The organism is Sphingomonas sp. (assembly GCF_029239295.1).
Classification (GTDB): Bacteria; Pseudomonadota; Alphaproteobacteria; order Sphingomonadales; family Sphingomonadaceae; genus Sphingomonas.
Genome location: NZ_JAQZBC010000005.1, coordinates 108,831 through 124,622, shown reverse-complemented (window position 1 = coordinate 124,622; position 15,792 = coordinate 108,831). Strand labels below are relative to the sequence as shown.

Sequence of the window (15,792 nt, the reverse complement as noted above, 5' to 3'; positions counted from 1 at the left end):
ATGACGTTGATCTCCTTCCACTCCCACGCACCATCAGGCGCTGCGCTTACCGGCGTGGCGCCGCTCCCGGGTGCCGTGCCGGTGTGGCCGGGGGCAGGTTCGGTCGCCAATGTCGGGGCAGGCACGGGCGACGCGGCGCTATTCGCATCGCTGTTGCCGATCCCGGCGGTGCTCGGCGCCTCCCCCGGCATGTCCCGGCAAGAGGATGCGGGGGGCGGCAAGACCTTGCCGGCAAGCTCCGGCAACGATGACCCGACGTCAGATGGCTTGTTGGCGCCATGGATGATGACGTCGTTCTGGCAGACGGTGCCGCTTGCGGCCGCGCCTGCGCCCGGCGCGACGAACGGTGGTGCGAGTACCGACCTTGCGGTCGGCGAGCGGCTGACATCTGACGTTTACGCGACGCGCGGCGCCGGTGCGCCGGTGGCCGCCGCGCCAGCATTGCCGTCGCCAGCGGTGGCCGATGAGGTGGACATCGGTGCAGTGGCGACCGCGCCAGCGATCGTGACGCCATTGCCCGTTGCCGACACCGTTCAGCAGCCGGCCGCGACGCGCGCGTTGGCAGTTCCGACGGCATTGGCGACTGGGAAGGCCTCATTGCTCGCATCCGTAGCCCTCCCCGCCGGGGAGGTGACAGCCATGCGCTCGCCTGACGCTGCTGCCACTCCCGCGCGACCTGACGTGTCGACGGCATTAGTAGAGCCGCTCGAATCGGTTGGCGTCCGGGCGGCGGAGTTGCCGATTATGCGCTCGGTCGACGCTTCGTCGGTATCGATGCCGCCAGAGCTGCCGACATCACCAGTTGATAACGCGGTCACTGGCCAGACGGTGGTCACCACCGCAGTACGGCCGTCGCTTGACACTACGCCCGCGCCAGAAGCGAGCGTGCCTCCAGCCGCGCCGGAAGCCCAGCGCCAAATCTCGAGTGTTGCGGTACATGCCGCAGACCCTCCGGTGCCGATCAGCGACACTGCATCGCTGCCACCGATGGCGGCGGTGACGATGCCGGCGCAGGCGCAGGTTGACGCTGAGCCACTCGCGCGTCCCGCTGTGATGCTGGCGCCCGCCCAGCAGCCGCAGGCAGCGTCGCTCACGGTTCAACAAGTCGAGCCTGGCGCGGATACGGTGGCTCCGGCGGTAACCCGCCCGCAATTGTCTCGCAGTCGCCAGTTCGACCCGATCGTCTCGCCGCTTGCAGTGGTGCCAGTACGCCTGCCGCAGCAGGCGAGCGTCACCATCGATATACCCGTATCAGGCATGCGCGGGGTGGCGCCGTCGCAGCCCTTGTCCGCAATGAACAGCGTGCCACCGCAGCCGCTTGCTGTGGCTGCATCGATCGCTGTCCCACCGCTGGTCTCGCCTGCGGCACAAGCGACGGCACCGGTACCCGTATCGGCCGGCGCAGCGCCGGACGCGCAGGCGCCTGCTGTCACGCCGCTCGCCTCGCCTGCGGCACAAGCGACGGCACCGGTACCCGTGTCGGCCGCCGCAGCACCTGTCGCGCAAGTGCCTGCTGTCACGCCGCTCGCCTCGCCTGCGGCACAAGCGGCGGCACCGGTGCCCGTGTCGGCCGGCGTAGCGCCTGTCGGGCAAGCGCCTGTCGTCGCGACGCCTCAGCCGCAACCACTCGCACCCACCGTTCCGGCGATTGCGCCTGCTGCGCAGGTTTTCGCGGCCGCCATCCATCAGGCGGTCCGCGACGAGTTGCGGATCGAACCCAATGGGCCCGCGCTCGCGCCGCTTGGCGCCATGCCCGCTGATCTTTCGACAGGTTCTGCCGCCGGAGCCGGCGCGGTCGTCATGACGAACAACGACTGGGCCATGAAGATGATCGGCAGGATCGAAATGCTGCGCGACGCGCTCGATGCGGCCGATACCAGCATCCGTCTTATTCCCGACAAGCTGGGCGCGATCGATGTGTCGCTTCGGCGGGATGGCGACGCCGTGACCGTTCAGATGACCGCACAGGCGCCCGAAACACGGCAGCTGCTGGCTGAGGCACAGCCAAAGCTGGTCGAGCTTGCGGAAGCCCGCGGACTGAAGCTTTCGGCGCAACTGGGCGAGGGGAGCGGCACAGGGCAGCACCAACACCAGCAACAGCGCGCGTCCCCCGGGGCGCCTTCCACCATCAAGGGATCGGCCAGTGCCGCCACCAGCGGCGACGCGGCGGCATCCGACGAACGTATCGCGTGAACACCAGGGGCGTTTGATCAATGAGTGACAAGGAACAGGCTGAGCCCAAGAAGAAGGGCAAGCTCGGCAAGATCATCGTGCTGGCGGTCGGCGGCCTCGTGCTTGTCGGCGGCGGCGTTGGCGCAGGCCTTTACGCGGCCGGATCCGGCATGGTCGGGGGCGCCGCGCATGTGGCGGATCCGAACAAGCCGAAGCTCGTGCCCAAGAGCGAGCAAAAGGCGCCGGAGGGTGCTGGTAGCGAAGGCAGCGGTCATGGCGGCGGCGAAGAGGCGAGCCATGACGGGCAGCCGACGCCGGACGGCATGGGCGGGGAGCCTTATGCGTCCAATTACTATGCGCTGGAAAAGGAGTTCACCGCCAACCTCCAGGAGTCGGTGCACTTCATCCAGGTCGGCATCGCCATCTCCACGCCCTACGACGAGAAGGTCATCCAGAACATCAAGGCCAACGACATCGCGATTCGCTCGGCGATCCTGATGACGCTGGGCGACACGACCGAGGACCAGGTCTTCACCTCGCAGGGCAAGATGGCGCTGGCCAAGCGGCTGGTCGCATCAATCAACACGACGCTGAAGCAAAAGGAAGGCTTTGGCGGCGTTGGTAACGTCTACTTTACCAATTTCGTTGTTCAGTGAACGTGCATGGTTAACGGCACGTCCTCCTCCCCGCGCGAACGGCGCGAGCGATCCCGCGCAATGCCGGTTCAACTCGGCGTGCTCGGACAGGCGAAGCTCAATCCGTTCGGCGATCTGCACACGCTGCAGCATCTCTCGGCGCGTCTCGCCCGGGGCATGCGCGGCGTGTTCGAGCCGCTGTTGCGCGACGAGGTGCGGGCCTGGGCGGAGCCGCTGTCGGTACAACGGTTCGCCGACTATCGCGCGGAGCGGCCCGACAAGCTGACCGCGTGGCTGCCGATGGGCATGGATGATCGCACCGCGCTGCTGGTGCTGGACGGCAAGTTCGTGCTCGAACTGCTCGATCTGTTCTTCGGGGGCACCGGCGCCGCGCCGGCCGAGTTGCCGCGCGAATTCTCCCCCGCCGCCGAAGCGATGGTCGGGCGGCTGGGCCAGATGATCGCCCGTCCGCTGACGGCCGCCTGGGAACCGCTGGCGCGTGTCAGCTTCTCGATTGGGCGGTGCGAGGCGAATGCCTCGATGTTGTCCGATTTCGACGGTGAGGACGCGATGATCGTGACCCGCTTCGGCATCGCGCCGGGGCAGGGCAAGCCAGCCTTTGTCGATGTCGTCTATCCGGTCACGGCGCTGAAGCCGCACGGCACCGCGCTGACCGGCAAGGTCGTCGCCAAGGCTGCGGCGGAGGATGCGCTGTGGCAGACCGCGCTCACCCGCGCGGCAATGAACATCCGCTTCCCGGTGCGCTCGGTCCTCGCGGAGCCGACGATCCGCCTGTCGAAGTTGATGTCGCTTCAGCCCGGTGACGTGATCCCGATCAGCTTTGGCCAGGATGTGCCGGTGATGGTCGGCAACGATCGCCTTGGCACCGGCACCGTGGGCACGTCGAATGGCCATGCCGCAATCAAACTGACCTCGCTCGCTTCTCTCGAAGGATTGACCCAGTGAACGACATGAGCGGCGGTTTCCCGCCAAAGGACATGGGCGACGGCGCCCTGGCGGCGAACTTCCGCCTGTTGCAGGACGTCGACGTAAAGCTGACGGTGGAGATCGGCTCCACCCAGCTGACGCTGCGCGAATTGCTGGCGCTCGGCGAATCGAGCGTGATCGAACTCGATCGTCAGGCCAATGAGCTGCTGGACGTCTTCGTCAACGGCACACTGATCGGCCGCGGCGAAGTCGTGACCGTGGGCGACCGCTTCGGCGTGCGCATGACCGAGCTCGTCAATCCCGACAAGCGCGGCTGATCCACCGCGATGATGTGGTCCTACATCCTGAAGCTGATCGTCCTGCTGCCGCTGGTGTGCGGTCTGATGATCGGGTGCCTGTATCTCTGGCGCCGGCTCGAAAGCCGGATGCCGGGCCGTACCGACACGCGCCTCATCAACGTCAAGGAAACGATGATGATCTCGCCCGGGCTGCGGCTTGCTGTGGTGGAGTTCGAGGGCAAGCGGCTGCTGGTATCGGTCGGTCGTGGCGGAGTGACGCTGGTTGATCGCGCGGATGCGCCCCGGACCCTGTCGTGAGCGTCACGCGCATCGGCAACGGGCCGGCCCTGTTTCGCGACGCACGGCGCCCGCGTCCAGCCGAATTTCCCTGGGGCAAGGTGCTGCTGATCGCCTTTGCATTCCTAGTAGCCGCCATGGTCGCCATGCCCGCACTGGCACAGGGCGCGCCGGTTGCGCCTGCGCCGCCGGCGTCCGCCGCACCGGGCGCGGGCGACGCGATCGATCGCGCGCTGGGGCAGCTGGGTGGCGGCGCGAACGGTTCGGGATCGATGTCGCTGTCGCTGCAGGTGCTCATCATCATGGGCCTGCTCAGCATCCTGCCGGGCATCCTGCTGATGATGACCAGCTTCACCCGGATCATCATCGTGCTTTCGATCCTGCGCCAGGCGCTGGGCCTGCAGCAGACGCCGCCCAACCAGGTGCTGATCGGCCTCAGCCTGTTTCTGTCGTTCTTCGTGATGGCGCCGGTCATCAACCAGATCAATACGACCGCGATCCAGCCTTATGCGGCGGGACAGATGGGCGGGACTGATCTGATCAAGACCGCCGGCGCGCCGCTCCACGCCTTCATGGCGAAGCAGACGCGGGTTAAGGACGTGACGATGTTTGCCGAAATGGCAAAGTCCGGCCCCTATGCCAGCCCCAACGACATTCCTTATTCGGTGCTGCTGCCCGCCTTTGTGACCAGCGAGCTCAAGACGGCATTCCAGATCGGCTTCCTGATCTTCCTGCCGTTTCTGGTGATCGATCTGGTCGTGGCGACGGTGTTGATGGCGCTTGGCATGGCGATGCTGAGCCCGACGATCATCTCGCTGCCGTTCAAGCTGCTGCTGTTCGTGCTGGTCGATGGCTGGGCGTTGACGATGGGTAGCCTCGCCAACAGTTTCGCCACCTAGCCCGCGGCAAAATAGTGCGTTGCTCGCGTACAGCGCCCCCACGGCACAGGTGAGAAGTCGGAATTCAGCATGGTAGACGCAGATTACTTCCTGACCGTGGCGAACCAGACGCTCTGGGTGCTGGCGCTCGCCGCGGCTCCGATCCTGATCCCCGCGCTCGTGTCGGGCCTGATCCTGGGCATGATCCAGGCGGCAACCTCGATCCAGGAGCAGACCCTGAGCTTCGTGCCCAAGTTGATCGTGGTCGGCCTGTCGCTGGTGATCTTCGGTGCGATGATCCTCGGGCTGCTCAGCGATTTCACTGTCTCGATATTCGAACGTATTCCGGACCTGGTGCGCTGAGCCGGTGAGCCGCGCCGTGATCCTGTTTGTCGTCGCCGCGGGCGGCGCGCCGGGCAGGGCGGCTGAATCATGCTAGGGTTCGGCCTCTCGATCGAGCCGCAGCTATGGGCGCTGATCTTCGTCATGGTGCGCGTCGGCGCGGCCTTTGTCGCAGCGCCAGTGTTCGGCAACGTGTCGGTTCCGCTTCAGGTACGCGTAGTGCTCGCCGGCGCGGTTGGTGTGCTGGTGCTTGGGATGCACGACGTGACGCCCCCGCCGCAGGTGTTCGCGGTTGCGACGTTCCTGGCCATCGCGGCCGAGGCGCTGGTCGGGCTCGCGCTCGGCTTCATCCTCCAGATCGCCTTTGCCGCGCCGCTGATCGCGGGCGAGGTGATCGGCGGATCGATGGGGATCGGCTTTGCCAATATGATCGATCCCAATTCCGGGCGCTCTTCGCCAGCAATCGGCCAGTTCCTGTCGATCCTGCTGACGTTGCTGTTCCTGTCGATCGACGGTCACCTCGTCCTCGTCGATACCGTTGCGCGCAGCTACACCGCGCTGCCGCCGGGCGCCGCTTGGCTCGCGCCCGGCCAGTTGCGCGATATTGCGCTGTTTGGCGGCTACGCTTTCTTCGCCGGGCTGCTGCTCGCGCTGCCGGTGGGTTTTCTTTTACTCTGCCTTAATCTGGTCGTCGGTATGATCTCGCGGTCGGCGCCGGCGCTGAACCTGTTCTCGATCGGTCTGCCGGCCAGCCTGGCTGTCGGCGTGATCGCGATGGCAGCGGCGTTCCCGGCGATGGGCGATTACATGCTGGTCATCGTGCGCGAGGGCCTGGAAGCGGCACGGAGCCTGGTACTTGGCTGATGAGTTCGGCGAAAAGACAGAAGCCCCGACACCCAAGCGTCTGAAGGACGCGCGGAAAAAGGGTGACGTTCTCAAATCCCGAGAGTTCGCGACCGCAGCCGTCGCGCTCGCCGGTGTGGCTTGGCTCGTCTTCTTCGGCCCGTCGCTGGTCGCCGCCTGCAAGGGTGTGATGGCCGAAAGCTTTCAGTTTACGCGCGGCGACGTGGAGGATTTCCAGCCGTTCCGCCCGCTTGCCGCCGCCGGATGGAAGCTGTTGCCGGCATTCGGCACCCTGTTCGCGATCGTGGTAGCGGCCGGAGTGGCCAGTCAGGCTGCGCTTGGCTCGCTCCAGTTCAATGCCGGCCTGCTGGCGCCGAAGGGCAATCGCATCAATCCAGCTTCCGGGCTGAAGCGCATATTCGGCATGAACGGCTGGATCGAACTGGGCAAATCGTTGCTGAAGGTGGCGTTGCTGGGGTCGATCGGCGCATGGTTGCTGATGAGCAGTGCGCGAACGACGCTGGGGCTTGCGCGCGCGGATCTGGGCGCCGCGGTGGACGCTCTCGGCGGGACCCTGACGACGCTGATGATCGTGATGTCGATGGGTCTGGTCGCGATCGCGTTCCTCGACGTGCCGCTGCAGATTTTCCAGCGCATGAAGAAGCTGCGCATGTCCAAGCAGGAGCAGAAGGACGAGCATAAGGAGAGCGAGGGCAATCCCGAGATCAAGGCGCAGATCCGCGCCCGCCAGCATGCGATGCTGTCGCGCTCCACCCGCGGGGCGGTAGCGGAAGCGCATGTGGTGCTGACCAACCCGACGCATTTCGCGGTCGCGCTACGCTACGATCGCGGGCGCGATTCGGTGCCAGTGGTCGTGGCCAAGGGCCGCGGCGCAACCGCGCTCGCGATCCGCGAACTTGCCGGTGAGATGGCGGTGCCGATCCTTGAGTATCCGATGCTCGCGCGTGCGGTCTATTACACCAGCCGCGAGAACCAGGAGGTCCGCGATGATCTCTACATGGCAATCGCGACCGTATTGGCGTTCGTCTTCAACCTGAATGCCGCCGCTGGCGGGCAGGCGCCGCTGCCCCCGATCGATGTCCCGGCGGGTGCGCGCTTCGACGAAAACGGCGCGGCGCTACACTGAGGCGCCTATCAAGCCGCACCGCTCAGGATGCGCTAAAACTTCGCTCAGGGCGGTCGTTTAAGAAGGCAACATGACCACCGTCTCCAGCACCGGCGCCACGCCCACCCCGTCCCCGACGCCGAGCACGACGAGCGTCACGAAGTCGGCGGCCAGCGCGCTGCTGACCTCGCTCAACACCGGCTCCGGGGTGGATACCGATACGTTGGTAACCAGCCTGGTGCAGGCGCAATTCGCCGCCAAGAACGCGGCGATCACCGCGCGTTCCGAGAAGCTCACGGCGCAATTATCGGGCGTGTCGACGCTCAAGAACATGATCACCGATTTCACCGCCGCGCTGGAGACGCTGGTGAAGGGCGGAACGCTGCAGTCTCAGCCGGTCAGCTCCAACAGCAGCATATTGTCGGCGACGCCCATCTCGGGCGCGAAGCTGACGGGGTTCAACGCCAGCATTGGCGTCGATCGGCTCGCCACGGGTCAGGCGGCGGTTTCCAAGGCGAGTGTGGCGAGCAAGACCGAAGTGTTGGGTTCCGGCACGTTCGTGCTGAAGGTCGGCACAGCGGTGCTCGATCCCCAAACGGGCGAGATGACAGGGGTGTCCACCACGGGCGACCCGATCGAGATCGAGGTAAAGGACGCATCGATCACTTCGATCGCTGCAGCGATCAACGCGCGCAAGGCGGGGGTGACGGCTTCGGTAGTCACCGACGCAGACGGCCGCGCCTATCTGTCGCTGAAGGGGGATACCGGCAGCGCCAAGGCATTCACGCTGGAGACCTCGATCGATCCGTCGACGAAGCTGGCGCAGTTTGCGGTCGGCCCCACGGGTAGCGGCATGACGATCACCAGCACGGCCGGTAATGCAGTGCTGACAGTTGATGGCGTCAGGGTGGAGCGCCCCTCCAACAGCGTTACCGACCTGATCGACGGCGTGAAGCTGGATCTGTTGACGACATCCACGGTTCCGGTTTCGCTGACGTCGAGCACGCCGACGACCGCCCTTACCAACGCGGTCGAGGATTTCGTCTTCACCTACAATCAGGTGCTTGCCGAACTGAAGAAGCAGACCGATCCGATCTCGGGCGAACTGCGCAACGACAGCGGCGCCAAGAACATGCTCGCTAGCCTGAAGTCGCTGTCCTTGCGTGAGATCCTGCCCGGTGCCGCACCGGGTAGCCCGCGAACGCTGGCCGAGATCGGCGTGGGCACCAATCGTGACGGTACCTTGTCGGTCAACAGCGAGAAGCTGACCCGCGCGATCAACCAGTTTCCTGGTTCGCTGGAGGCGATGTTCTCCAATTCCTCCGACGGCACGGGTGTGCTGGCCGCGATGAATTCCATCAAGTTGAACGCGACCAGCACGCTCTACGGCCTCGGCGCATCGACCACCCGCTACAACCAAGCGAAGAGCGATCTGGTCGATCAGCAGGACAAGCTGGAACTGCAGCAGGAAAAGATGACGACGCGGCTGACGCAGCAGTTCGCGTCGATGAACGCGCGCGTTGCGGCGTACAAGTCGACGCAGACCTTCATGGAAAATCAGATCAAGGCGTGGACCAAGGGCGATAATTGATGGCGTACGCGTCCGCCCTACTGCGCGATCCCGCGCAGACCTATCGTCGTATCGACCTCGCCGGCCGCACCGCCAATGCGGACGGTCCGGCGCTGGTTCAGCTTCTCTACGAGGAGCTTTGCCAGGCGCTGCGCGTCGCCGCCTGGGCGGCGGAAAACCGCAAGTTTGCGGTCAAGAGCGAGCGGGTCACGCGTGCGACCGCAATCCTGTTCGCGCTGGAAGCAAACCTTGATTTTGAACGCGGCGGTGAGGTCTCCGTCACCCTCGGCCGGCTCTACGCTGGCGCGCGCAAGCAAGTGATCGAGGCAAGCCTGGGGCATGACGGCAAGCCGTTTCGCGACGTCGCCGACACGCTGTCCGAAATCGCAGAGGCATGGCGCGCCGCTCGCGCCGCGTGACCGAGGGAGCTCGTCGGCAGGTGCCGCCTTCTAGCGTAGCCAGTGGCGCGCCATGAACCACGCGACGACGGCCAGGGAAATGGCAACGCACAGGCCGATAATGGCGTCGAATGCCCATGGCTGCTGCGCGAACCACAATCCTTCGACGTTCATGCCGTATAGGCCGGTGATGAAGGTGAGCGGCAGGAACACCATCGCCACGATCGAGATCATCAGGCTTCGCTGATCGAGCTGTTCGGCGCGAAGATCGGTCAGCGCCTCGTGCATCAGGCTTGCTCGTTCGCGGATGGCCTCCACTTCCTCCGCCATGCGTGCGGCGCGATCTGCCGCTGCCAGCAAGTGCGCGCGGTCATCCGGCTGAAGCCAGTCGCCATCCAGCTTTGCCATCTGTTCCAGCGCCGCGCGCTGCGGGTTGAGGAAGCGTCGGTAACTGATCGCTTCCACCCGCACCCGGGTGACGTTCCGGCGCAGCGCGAACACCTTCTTGGCATCTAGCTGCTGCTCGCAATCATCGAGATCGTCGCCCAGGTCAGCCACCACGGGGTCGAGATCGGCGGTGATCGCGGTCGCGAAGGCAGCGATCAGATCACCGGGATCGCGCACCCGGCCCCCCGATACATCCTGTTCCACCACGTCGAGCGCCAGCAAATGCTTACGCGTGACCGAGATCACCCGCCCCTTCGTGATCCAGATACGTACCGACGCGAGCATGTCGGACGAATCCATCTCCTCGTCGGTGCGGCCGCGCAGATTCAGAAAGGCGCCATTGTCGATAGCGTCGCAGCGCGGGCGAGTTTCCTGTGCGGTCAGTGGATCGACGATATAGTCGGGCAGCTTGGCCTCATCGCGCAGCCATGCCTGCGCATGTTCGGCGGTATCGGTCAGGTGGACCCACACGAGCGGTGCTTCGCTGGCCAGCGCATCGCGAACGGGGACCTTGCTCGCCTCGTCATTCTCGAGGCGGTAGCCAAAGCCGCTCACGCCATTCTCACGTCGACTGTGAGCCCAGGCAGGGCGGCAGTAGGGACCGCGCAGGCAAGGCGGTCCGCATCGGCGCGCGCGCGATCGAGGATCGCCGCGGGTACGTCATCGCCATGCGTCACCCGATCTGCGTTCGCCAGCAGCCGCGCCTGGCGCAGCGTCAGATCGTCGGGATCGGGGGAGGCCAGGATCATTCGCTCGACACGACGTTCTCTGGCGTCGGAAAGTTCCCGCCCCGGGGGCAATGCTTCGCCGGCAGCAAAGTCCGCCAATAGGTCCAGCGCTCCGCCCGGCGCCAAGGCGCTCGCAATCGCTCGCCGCCGCGGGGTCGCATCGGGGTAGCGCGCGCGCCACGCACTGCGGGCCGCGTAAAGCGCATCCGCCAGCCGCCCCAGGTTCACCGGCAGCAGTCCCTCGAGCCTCTGGCGCAGCGCCGCCGCCAGGCCGGCCGAGGCGCCGCCAGTGCCGATTGCAACCAACACGGGATTGCGGTCGACGATCGCCGGCAGGGTGAAGTCGCACAGCTCGGGCCGATCGACCGCATTGACCAGAATGCCGCGTGCCTTCAGCCGTGCAACCGCGGCTTCATCATCGACGACGATTGCCAGTCGCGGGTCGAGGCTGTCCTGCGCCGGTGCACGCTCGTGTTCGGCCAAAATGACCGCGCCGGCGCGCTCCAGCAGGCGCCTTTTGGCCGCTGCTGCCTCCCCGTCGCCTACCAGAATCACCGCACGGCCGTTTAGCCGCACAAAGATCGGCAGGCTGTGGAGGGTCACAACCAGTCCGGTACGCGCTCGGCAGCGAGGATCGTCTCGGCCGAAATCCGGTCTGCGACCACCGCGTAGCGATCGCCGTCGACCAGCACTTCGGGCACCAGTGGGCGTGAGTTGTACGTCGACGCCATGGTCGCGCCATATGCCCCGGCAGTGCGGAAGATCGCCAGATCCCCGGACCGTACGGCGTCAATGTCGCGATCGCGCGCGAAGGTGTCGCCCGTTTCGCACACGGGGCCTGCGATATTGGCGACCATCCGCTCACCGGTCGGGCGTACGGCGGCAAAGTCATGCCACGCATCATACAGCGCCGGGCGCGCTAGGTCGTTCATCGCCGCGTCCACGATGACATAGGGACTAGTGACCCCCGGCTTTACCCAGATCACCTCGGTCAGCAGCACGCCGGCATTACCGGCGATCACCCGGCCTGGCTCGAACATCAGCGTTACGTTCCAGTCGCGTGTCACCCGCGCGACCATGGCGCCGAAATCGGCGGGGTCGGGGGGGACATCGCCGTCCTTGTAGGTGACGCCCAGACCGCCGCCGAGATCGACGTGGGTGATCGTGTGCCCAGCGGCGCGCAATTCGGCGACAAAGGCGCCGATCCGCTCGAATGCTGCCTCTAGCGGTGCCAGGTTCAGCAACTGCGAGCCAATATGGATCGCCACGCCGCGCAGGTTCAGCCCATCCAGCTGAGACAGCCGACCGAAGATGCCGGCCGCCTCGTCAATCGCCACGCCGAACTTGTTCTCGCGCTTGCCGGTCGAAATTTTGGCGTGCGTGCCGGCATCGACATCCGGATTGACCCGCAGCACGGCACTGGCGGTCTTGCCGCGTTCCGCGGCCAACTGCGCCAGCACAACGCCTTCCTCTTCCAGCTCGATGTTGAACTGCCCGATCCCGGCCTCGATCCCGCCGATCAGCTCCGCGCGAGTCTTGCCCACGCCCGAAAAGACGATGTCCTTGGCCGGCATTCCCGCAGCCAGTGCGCGTGCCATCTCGCCACCCGACACCACGTCGGCGCCATAACCCTCACGCGCCAGGACGTTGAGCACCGCGATGTTCGGGTTCGCTTTCACGGCATAGGCGACGTGGACCTTCGCCACGCCTTTCAGCCCGTCACGGAAACGGCGGGCCTGATTGCGCAAGGTGCTGGCGGAATAGACATAAACCGGCGTTCCCACCTCTGCCGCGATGCGCGAGAGCGGGACGGCTTCACAGTGAAGCTCGCCGTTGACTAGAGCGAAATGGTCCATTGGTTACCTTGGCGGGAGATCGAATTCGTCGCTGCGACGCTGTTCTGAATTGCGCAGCACTTCGTCGCTGCGGCCCGGGCGGGCCTGGGGCGAGGGGGTCAGGAGCTCTGCCGGAGTTGGCGTTGCCGTCGCACCATAAGGGGCGACGGGCAGGCGTTCCCCCTCCGCGGGGCGCAAGCCGCGCGAAGAGCCGCAGGCGCTCAGCAGGGCGGCGGCAAGAAGGATAGCGGCTCTCATGCCAGTGCCTCCCGCGCTTCGCGAACGGCCGCGCGCACATTGTCCGGAGCAGTGCCGCCAAAGCTCGTCCGGCTGGCGACTGATGCGTCGACGGAAAGGACGTCGTAAACGCGACGGTCGATCCGCGCGTCAATCGCGACGAGATCCTCGATCGGCAATTGATCGAGCCGGACGCCTGCCGCTTCGGCGCGCGCCACGGCGCGGCCGGTGATGTGATGCGCTTCGCGGAACGGGATGCCGGCCTCGCGGACCAGCCAGTCGGCGAGGTCGGTCGCCGTGGCAAAGCCGCTTTCTGCCAGCGCCCGCATCCGATCGGTGCGGAAGGTCGCGCTTTCCACCATGCCCGTCATCGCGGCAAGGCAGAGGCCAAGCAGGTCGTGGCATTCGAAAACCGGCGGCTTGTCGTCCTGCATGTCCTTTGAATAGGCCAGCGGGAGCCCCTTCATCGTCACCATGAGGCTGACTAGGCACCCGGTGATGCGCCCTGCGTGGCCCCGAACCAGCTCCGCCGCGTCGGGATTGCGCTTTTGCGGCATGATGGAGCTGCCGGTCGACCATTGGTCGCTGAGCGATACGAAGCCGAACGGCTGCGACGCCCAGAGCACGAACTCCTCGGCCAGCCGCGACAGGTGAAGCGCGCATTGCGCGGCGCAGGTGAGATACTCGATCGCGAAGTCGCGGTCGGACACGGCATCAAGCGAGTTGCGGGTTGGACCGTCAAACCCCAGCGCTGCGGCCGTCGCGTGACGATCGACCGGGAAACCCGTGCCGGCGAGGGCGGCGGAGCCGAGCGGCGACTGATTCATGCGGACGCGCGCGTCGGTAAAGCGGCTGACGTCGCGGCGCGCCATTTCGACATAGGCCATGAGGTGATGACCGAGCGTCACCGGCTGCGCAGACTGGAGATGCGTGAAGCCAGGCATGACGCTTGCGGCATGTTCATCGGCGCGATCCAGCAACGCGCGCTGGAAAGCGGCAAGCGCGGCAAGTGTCTGATCGATCGCGTCGCGCACCCAGAGGCGGAAATCGGTCGCGACCTGATCGTTGCGGCTGCGCGCGGTATGCAGGCGGCCGGCAGTGGGCCCGATCGCCTCGGCCAGCCGTGCTTCGGTCTGCATGTGGATGTCTTCAAGCACGAGGTCTTCGGCGACACCAACCTCTTCATAATGCGCCTGAACAGCCTCAAGCCCGCGTGCGATCGCCGCCGCATCATCGGCGCCGATGATGTTCTGCTTGGCGAGCATCGCGACATGCGCTTGGCTCCCGCGGATGTCCTGCCGCCACATTCGCTTGTCGAAGGGTATGGAGGCATTTATCTCGCGCATGACCGCGGCCGGCCCTTCGGCAAATCGTCCGCCCCACATCTGGTTGGAACCGCTCATGTCTTCGCGCTCGGGAACTGTCTTTCTCCTTGCGGCCGCGCTCGCAGCCTCGGCCTGCGATAAGCAAACGCCCGCCGGTGAGCAAGCGAACGTCGCTGCCACCAACGGCATGAGCCCGGACGAGGTGACGTCGGACGAGGTCGTCGGAAACAAGCCCGCAGGCAGTGTCGCAGGGAAGATCGACCGGTCGCATCAGGGCGAAGCGGCGCCGACCGTCACCTTCTTCGATCCGGCGGGCAAGAAGATCAGCCTGGCGGACTTTCGCGGGAAGCCCGTGCTGCTGAACCTGTGGGCGACCTGGTGCGCGCCCTGCATCAAGGAAATGCCCAGCCTCAACGCTGCGGCGGCGATTGCGGGCGACAAGGTGCATGTTCTGGCGGTCAGCCAGGACATGCAGCGCGAAAAGGTCGCGCCGTTCTTTGCCGAGCAGCGCCTGACGCGGCTGGTGCCCTATGTCGATCCGGACCTTGGCCTGAGCCTGGCCTATAAGGCGAACCTGCCAATGACGATCATGCTGGACGCCAATGGGCGCGAGCTTTGGCGGGTGAGCGGCGCGAAGGATTGGGCCGACGCCGAGTCGACCGCCCTGATCGCCGCAAGCTGACCCGGTCAGCTGTCAGGGGAGCAGCAGCGAGGCGTCGCCATAGGAGTAGAAGCGGTAGCCATGCGCGATCGCATGCGCATAGGCCCCCTGCATCCGCTCCAGCCCCATCAGCGCCGAAACCAGCATGAACAGCGTCGAGCGGGGGAGGTGGAAGTTGGTCAAGAGACCGTCGACCCCGCGGAAGCGATAGCCGGGCGTGATGAAGATCGAGGTATCGCCCTCGAACGGCCTGATCGCGCCATTCTGATCGGTGGCGCTTTCGATCAGGCGAAGCGAGGTGGTGCCGACCGCAATCACCCGGCCGCCGGCCGCGCGCACGGCGTTCAGGCGATCAGCGGTCGGCGCGTCGATCCTGCCCCATTCGGCATGCATCTGGTGGTCGGCGGTATCCTGCGCCTTCACGGGCAGGAAGGTGCCCGCACCGACGTGAAGGGTGAGGGTGGTGTGGGCAATTTCCGCGGCATCGAGTGAGGCCATCAGATCAGGCGTGAAATGCAACGCGGCGGTCGGCGCGGCGACGGCGCCGGCCTCGCGCGCGAACATCGTCTGATAATCGTCTGCGTCGCGTGCATCGGTCGGGCGCTTCGCCGCGATATAGGGCGGCAGCGGCATGCGACCGGCACGCTCCAGCAGCAACTCGACGGGTTCGTCGCCGGCGAAGTCCAGCGCAAAGCTGCCGTCCTGCGCGCGGTCGCTGGCGACTGCGGTTACCCCGGCGCCGAAATCGATCGTGTCGCCGGGGCGCAGCCGCTTGGCATTGCGGATAAAGGCACGCCAGCGGCGCGGCCCCTCTCGCTTGTGCAGCGTGGCGCCGATCCGTGCCTCGCCGCGCGTTCCTTCAAGCTGCGCCGGAATGACGCGCGTGTCGTTGAAGACCAGGATGTCGTTCGCGCGCAATTCGCTGGGCAGGTCGGACACGATCCGGTCACGCGTCGTCGCGCCGTCGAGCACCAGCAGCCGAGCGGAATCGCGCGGCGCGGCGGGGCGCAGCGCGATACGCTCTGCGGGAAGATCAAAATCAAAAAGGTCGACGTTCATATCTGGCGGCGCT

At 66.0% G+C, this 15,792-nt stretch carries 18 protein-coding genes; 12 read left to right on the top strand and 6 right to left on the bottom strand.

What is annotated here, in order from left to right; translation table 11 throughout:
- The 11 genes from K0S66_RS06600 (at position 1) to fliS (ending at position 9,508) form a co-directional block, all read left to right on the top strand.
- Entirely contained in the window at positions 1 to 2,193 is a 2,193-nt protein-coding gene (locus tag K0S66_RS06600) for a flagellar hook-length control protein FliK (RefSeq protein WP_301074519.1), read from the top strand.
- A 20-nt stretch (positions 2,194 to 2,213) separates the two neighbouring features.
- The gene (locus tag K0S66_RS06595) at positions 2,214 to 2,828 is read left to right on the top strand and encodes a flagellar basal body-associated FliL family protein (protein ID WP_301074518.1); all 615 of its coding nucleotides are present in this window, start codon (positions 2,214 to 2,216) and stop codon (positions 2,826 to 2,828) included.
- A gap of 60 nt (positions 2,829 to 2,888) precedes the next feature.
- Positions 2,889 to 3,773, top strand: a complete 885-nt coding sequence (locus K0S66_RS06590) for a flagellar motor switch protein FliM (protein WP_301074516.1) — start codon at positions 2,889 to 2,891, stop codon at positions 3,771 to 3,773.
- Positions 3,770 to 4,072, top strand: a complete 303-nt coding sequence (gene fliN, locus K0S66_RS06585; RefSeq protein WP_046407812.1) for a flagellar motor switch protein FliN — start codon at positions 3,770 to 3,772, stop codon at positions 4,070 to 4,072. Before K0S66_RS06590 ends, fliN begins: the two co-directional genes overlap by 4 nt.
- Before the next feature lie 9 nt (positions 4,073 to 4,081).
- Positions 4,082 to 4,351 (top strand): flagellar biosynthetic protein FliO, encoded by a 270-nt coding sequence (locus K0S66_RS06580; RefSeq protein ID WP_046407814.1) that lies wholly within the window; start codon positions 4,082 to 4,084, stop codon positions 4,349 to 4,351.
- Between the two features lie 116 nt (positions 4,352 to 4,467).
- Positions 4,468 to 5,229, top strand: a complete 762-nt coding sequence (gene fliP, locus K0S66_RS06575; protein WP_301074665.1) for a flagellar type III secretion system pore protein FliP — start codon at positions 4,468 to 4,470, stop codon at positions 5,227 to 5,229.
- A 69-nt stretch (positions 5,230 to 5,298) separates the two neighbouring features.
- A complete protein-coding gene (fliQ, locus tag K0S66_RS06570; protein ID WP_046407818.1) occupies positions 5,299 to 5,571 on the top strand; it encodes a flagellar biosynthesis protein FliQ in 273 nt (90 codons plus the stop codon).
- A gap of 69 nt (positions 5,572 to 5,640) precedes the next feature.
- A complete protein-coding gene (gene fliR / locus K0S66_RS06565; protein ID WP_301074511.1) occupies positions 5,641 to 6,414 on the top strand; it encodes a flagellar biosynthetic protein FliR in 774 nt (257 codons plus the stop codon).
- Entirely contained in the window at positions 6,407 to 7,540 is a 1,134-nt protein-coding gene (locus tag K0S66_RS06560; protein WP_301074510.1) for a flagellar type III secretion system protein FlhB, read from the top strand. The genes fliR and K0S66_RS06560 overlap by 8 nt, the downstream gene beginning before the upstream one ends.
- Before the next feature lie 70 nt (positions 7,541 to 7,610).
- A complete protein-coding gene (fliD, locus tag K0S66_RS06555; protein WP_301074508.1) occupies positions 7,611 to 9,110 on the top strand; it encodes a flagellar filament capping protein FliD in 1,500 nt (499 codons plus the stop codon).
- Complete coding sequence (gene fliS, locus K0S66_RS06550) at positions 9,110 to 9,508, top strand: flagellar export chaperone FliS (RefSeq protein ID WP_301074506.1); 399 nt, start codon at positions 9,110 to 9,112, stop codon at positions 9,506 to 9,508. The genes fliD and fliS overlap by 1 nt, the downstream gene beginning before the upstream one ends.
- Positions 9,509 to 9,538: 30 nt before the next feature.
- On the opposite strand, the gene K0S66_RS06545 is transcribed toward fliS, so the two are convergent.
- From K0S66_RS06545 to argH, 5 genes are read right to left on the bottom strand one after another with little or no spacing between them, the layout of a single operon-like run.
- Entirely contained in the window at positions 9,539 to 10,489 is a 951-nt protein-coding gene (locus K0S66_RS06545; protein WP_301074504.1) for a CorA family divalent cation transporter, read from the bottom strand.
- Positions 10,486 to 11,265, bottom strand: a complete 780-nt coding sequence (locus tag K0S66_RS06540) for an NAD(P)-dependent oxidoreductase (protein WP_301074502.1) — start codon at positions 11,263 to 11,265, stop codon at positions 10,486 to 10,488. The genes K0S66_RS06545 and K0S66_RS06540 overlap by 4 nt, the downstream gene beginning before the upstream one ends.
- Positions 11,262 to 12,518, bottom strand: coding sequence for a diaminopimelate decarboxylase (gene lysA / locus K0S66_RS06535; protein ID WP_301074501.1), 1,257 nt, complete (start codon positions 12,516 to 12,518; stop codon positions 11,262 to 11,264). Before lysA ends, K0S66_RS06540 begins: the two co-directional genes overlap by 4 nt.
- A 3-nt stretch (positions 12,519 to 12,521) precedes the next feature.
- Positions 12,522 to 12,755: a hypothetical protein gene (locus K0S66_RS06530; protein WP_301074499.1), complete on the bottom strand. Its 234-nt coding sequence runs from the start codon at positions 12,753 to 12,755 to the stop codon at positions 12,522 to 12,524.
- Positions 12,752 to 14,119: an argininosuccinate lyase gene (gene argH, locus K0S66_RS06525; protein WP_301074664.1), complete on the bottom strand. Its 1,368-nt coding sequence runs from the start codon at positions 14,117 to 14,119 to the stop codon at positions 12,752 to 12,754. Before argH ends, K0S66_RS06530 begins: the two co-directional genes overlap by 4 nt.
- Before the next feature lie 127 nt (positions 14,120 to 14,246).
- On the opposite strand from argH, the gene K0S66_RS06520 reads away from it, so the two are divergent.
- A complete protein-coding gene (locus tag K0S66_RS06520) occupies positions 14,247 to 14,741 on the top strand; it encodes a TlpA disulfide reductase family protein (RefSeq protein ID WP_301074497.1) in 495 nt (164 codons plus the stop codon).
- A 12-nt stretch (positions 14,742 to 14,753) separates the two neighbouring features.
- Here K0S66_RS06520 and queA read toward each other — a convergent pair whose 3' ends face one another.
- Positions 14,754 to 15,779 (bottom strand): tRNA preQ1(34) S-adenosylmethionine ribosyltransferase-isomerase QueA, encoded by a 1,026-nt coding sequence (queA, locus tag K0S66_RS06515; RefSeq protein WP_301074496.1) that lies wholly within the window; start codon positions 15,777 to 15,779, stop codon positions 14,754 to 14,756.
- Positions 15,780 to 15,792 lie beyond the last annotated feature (13 nt).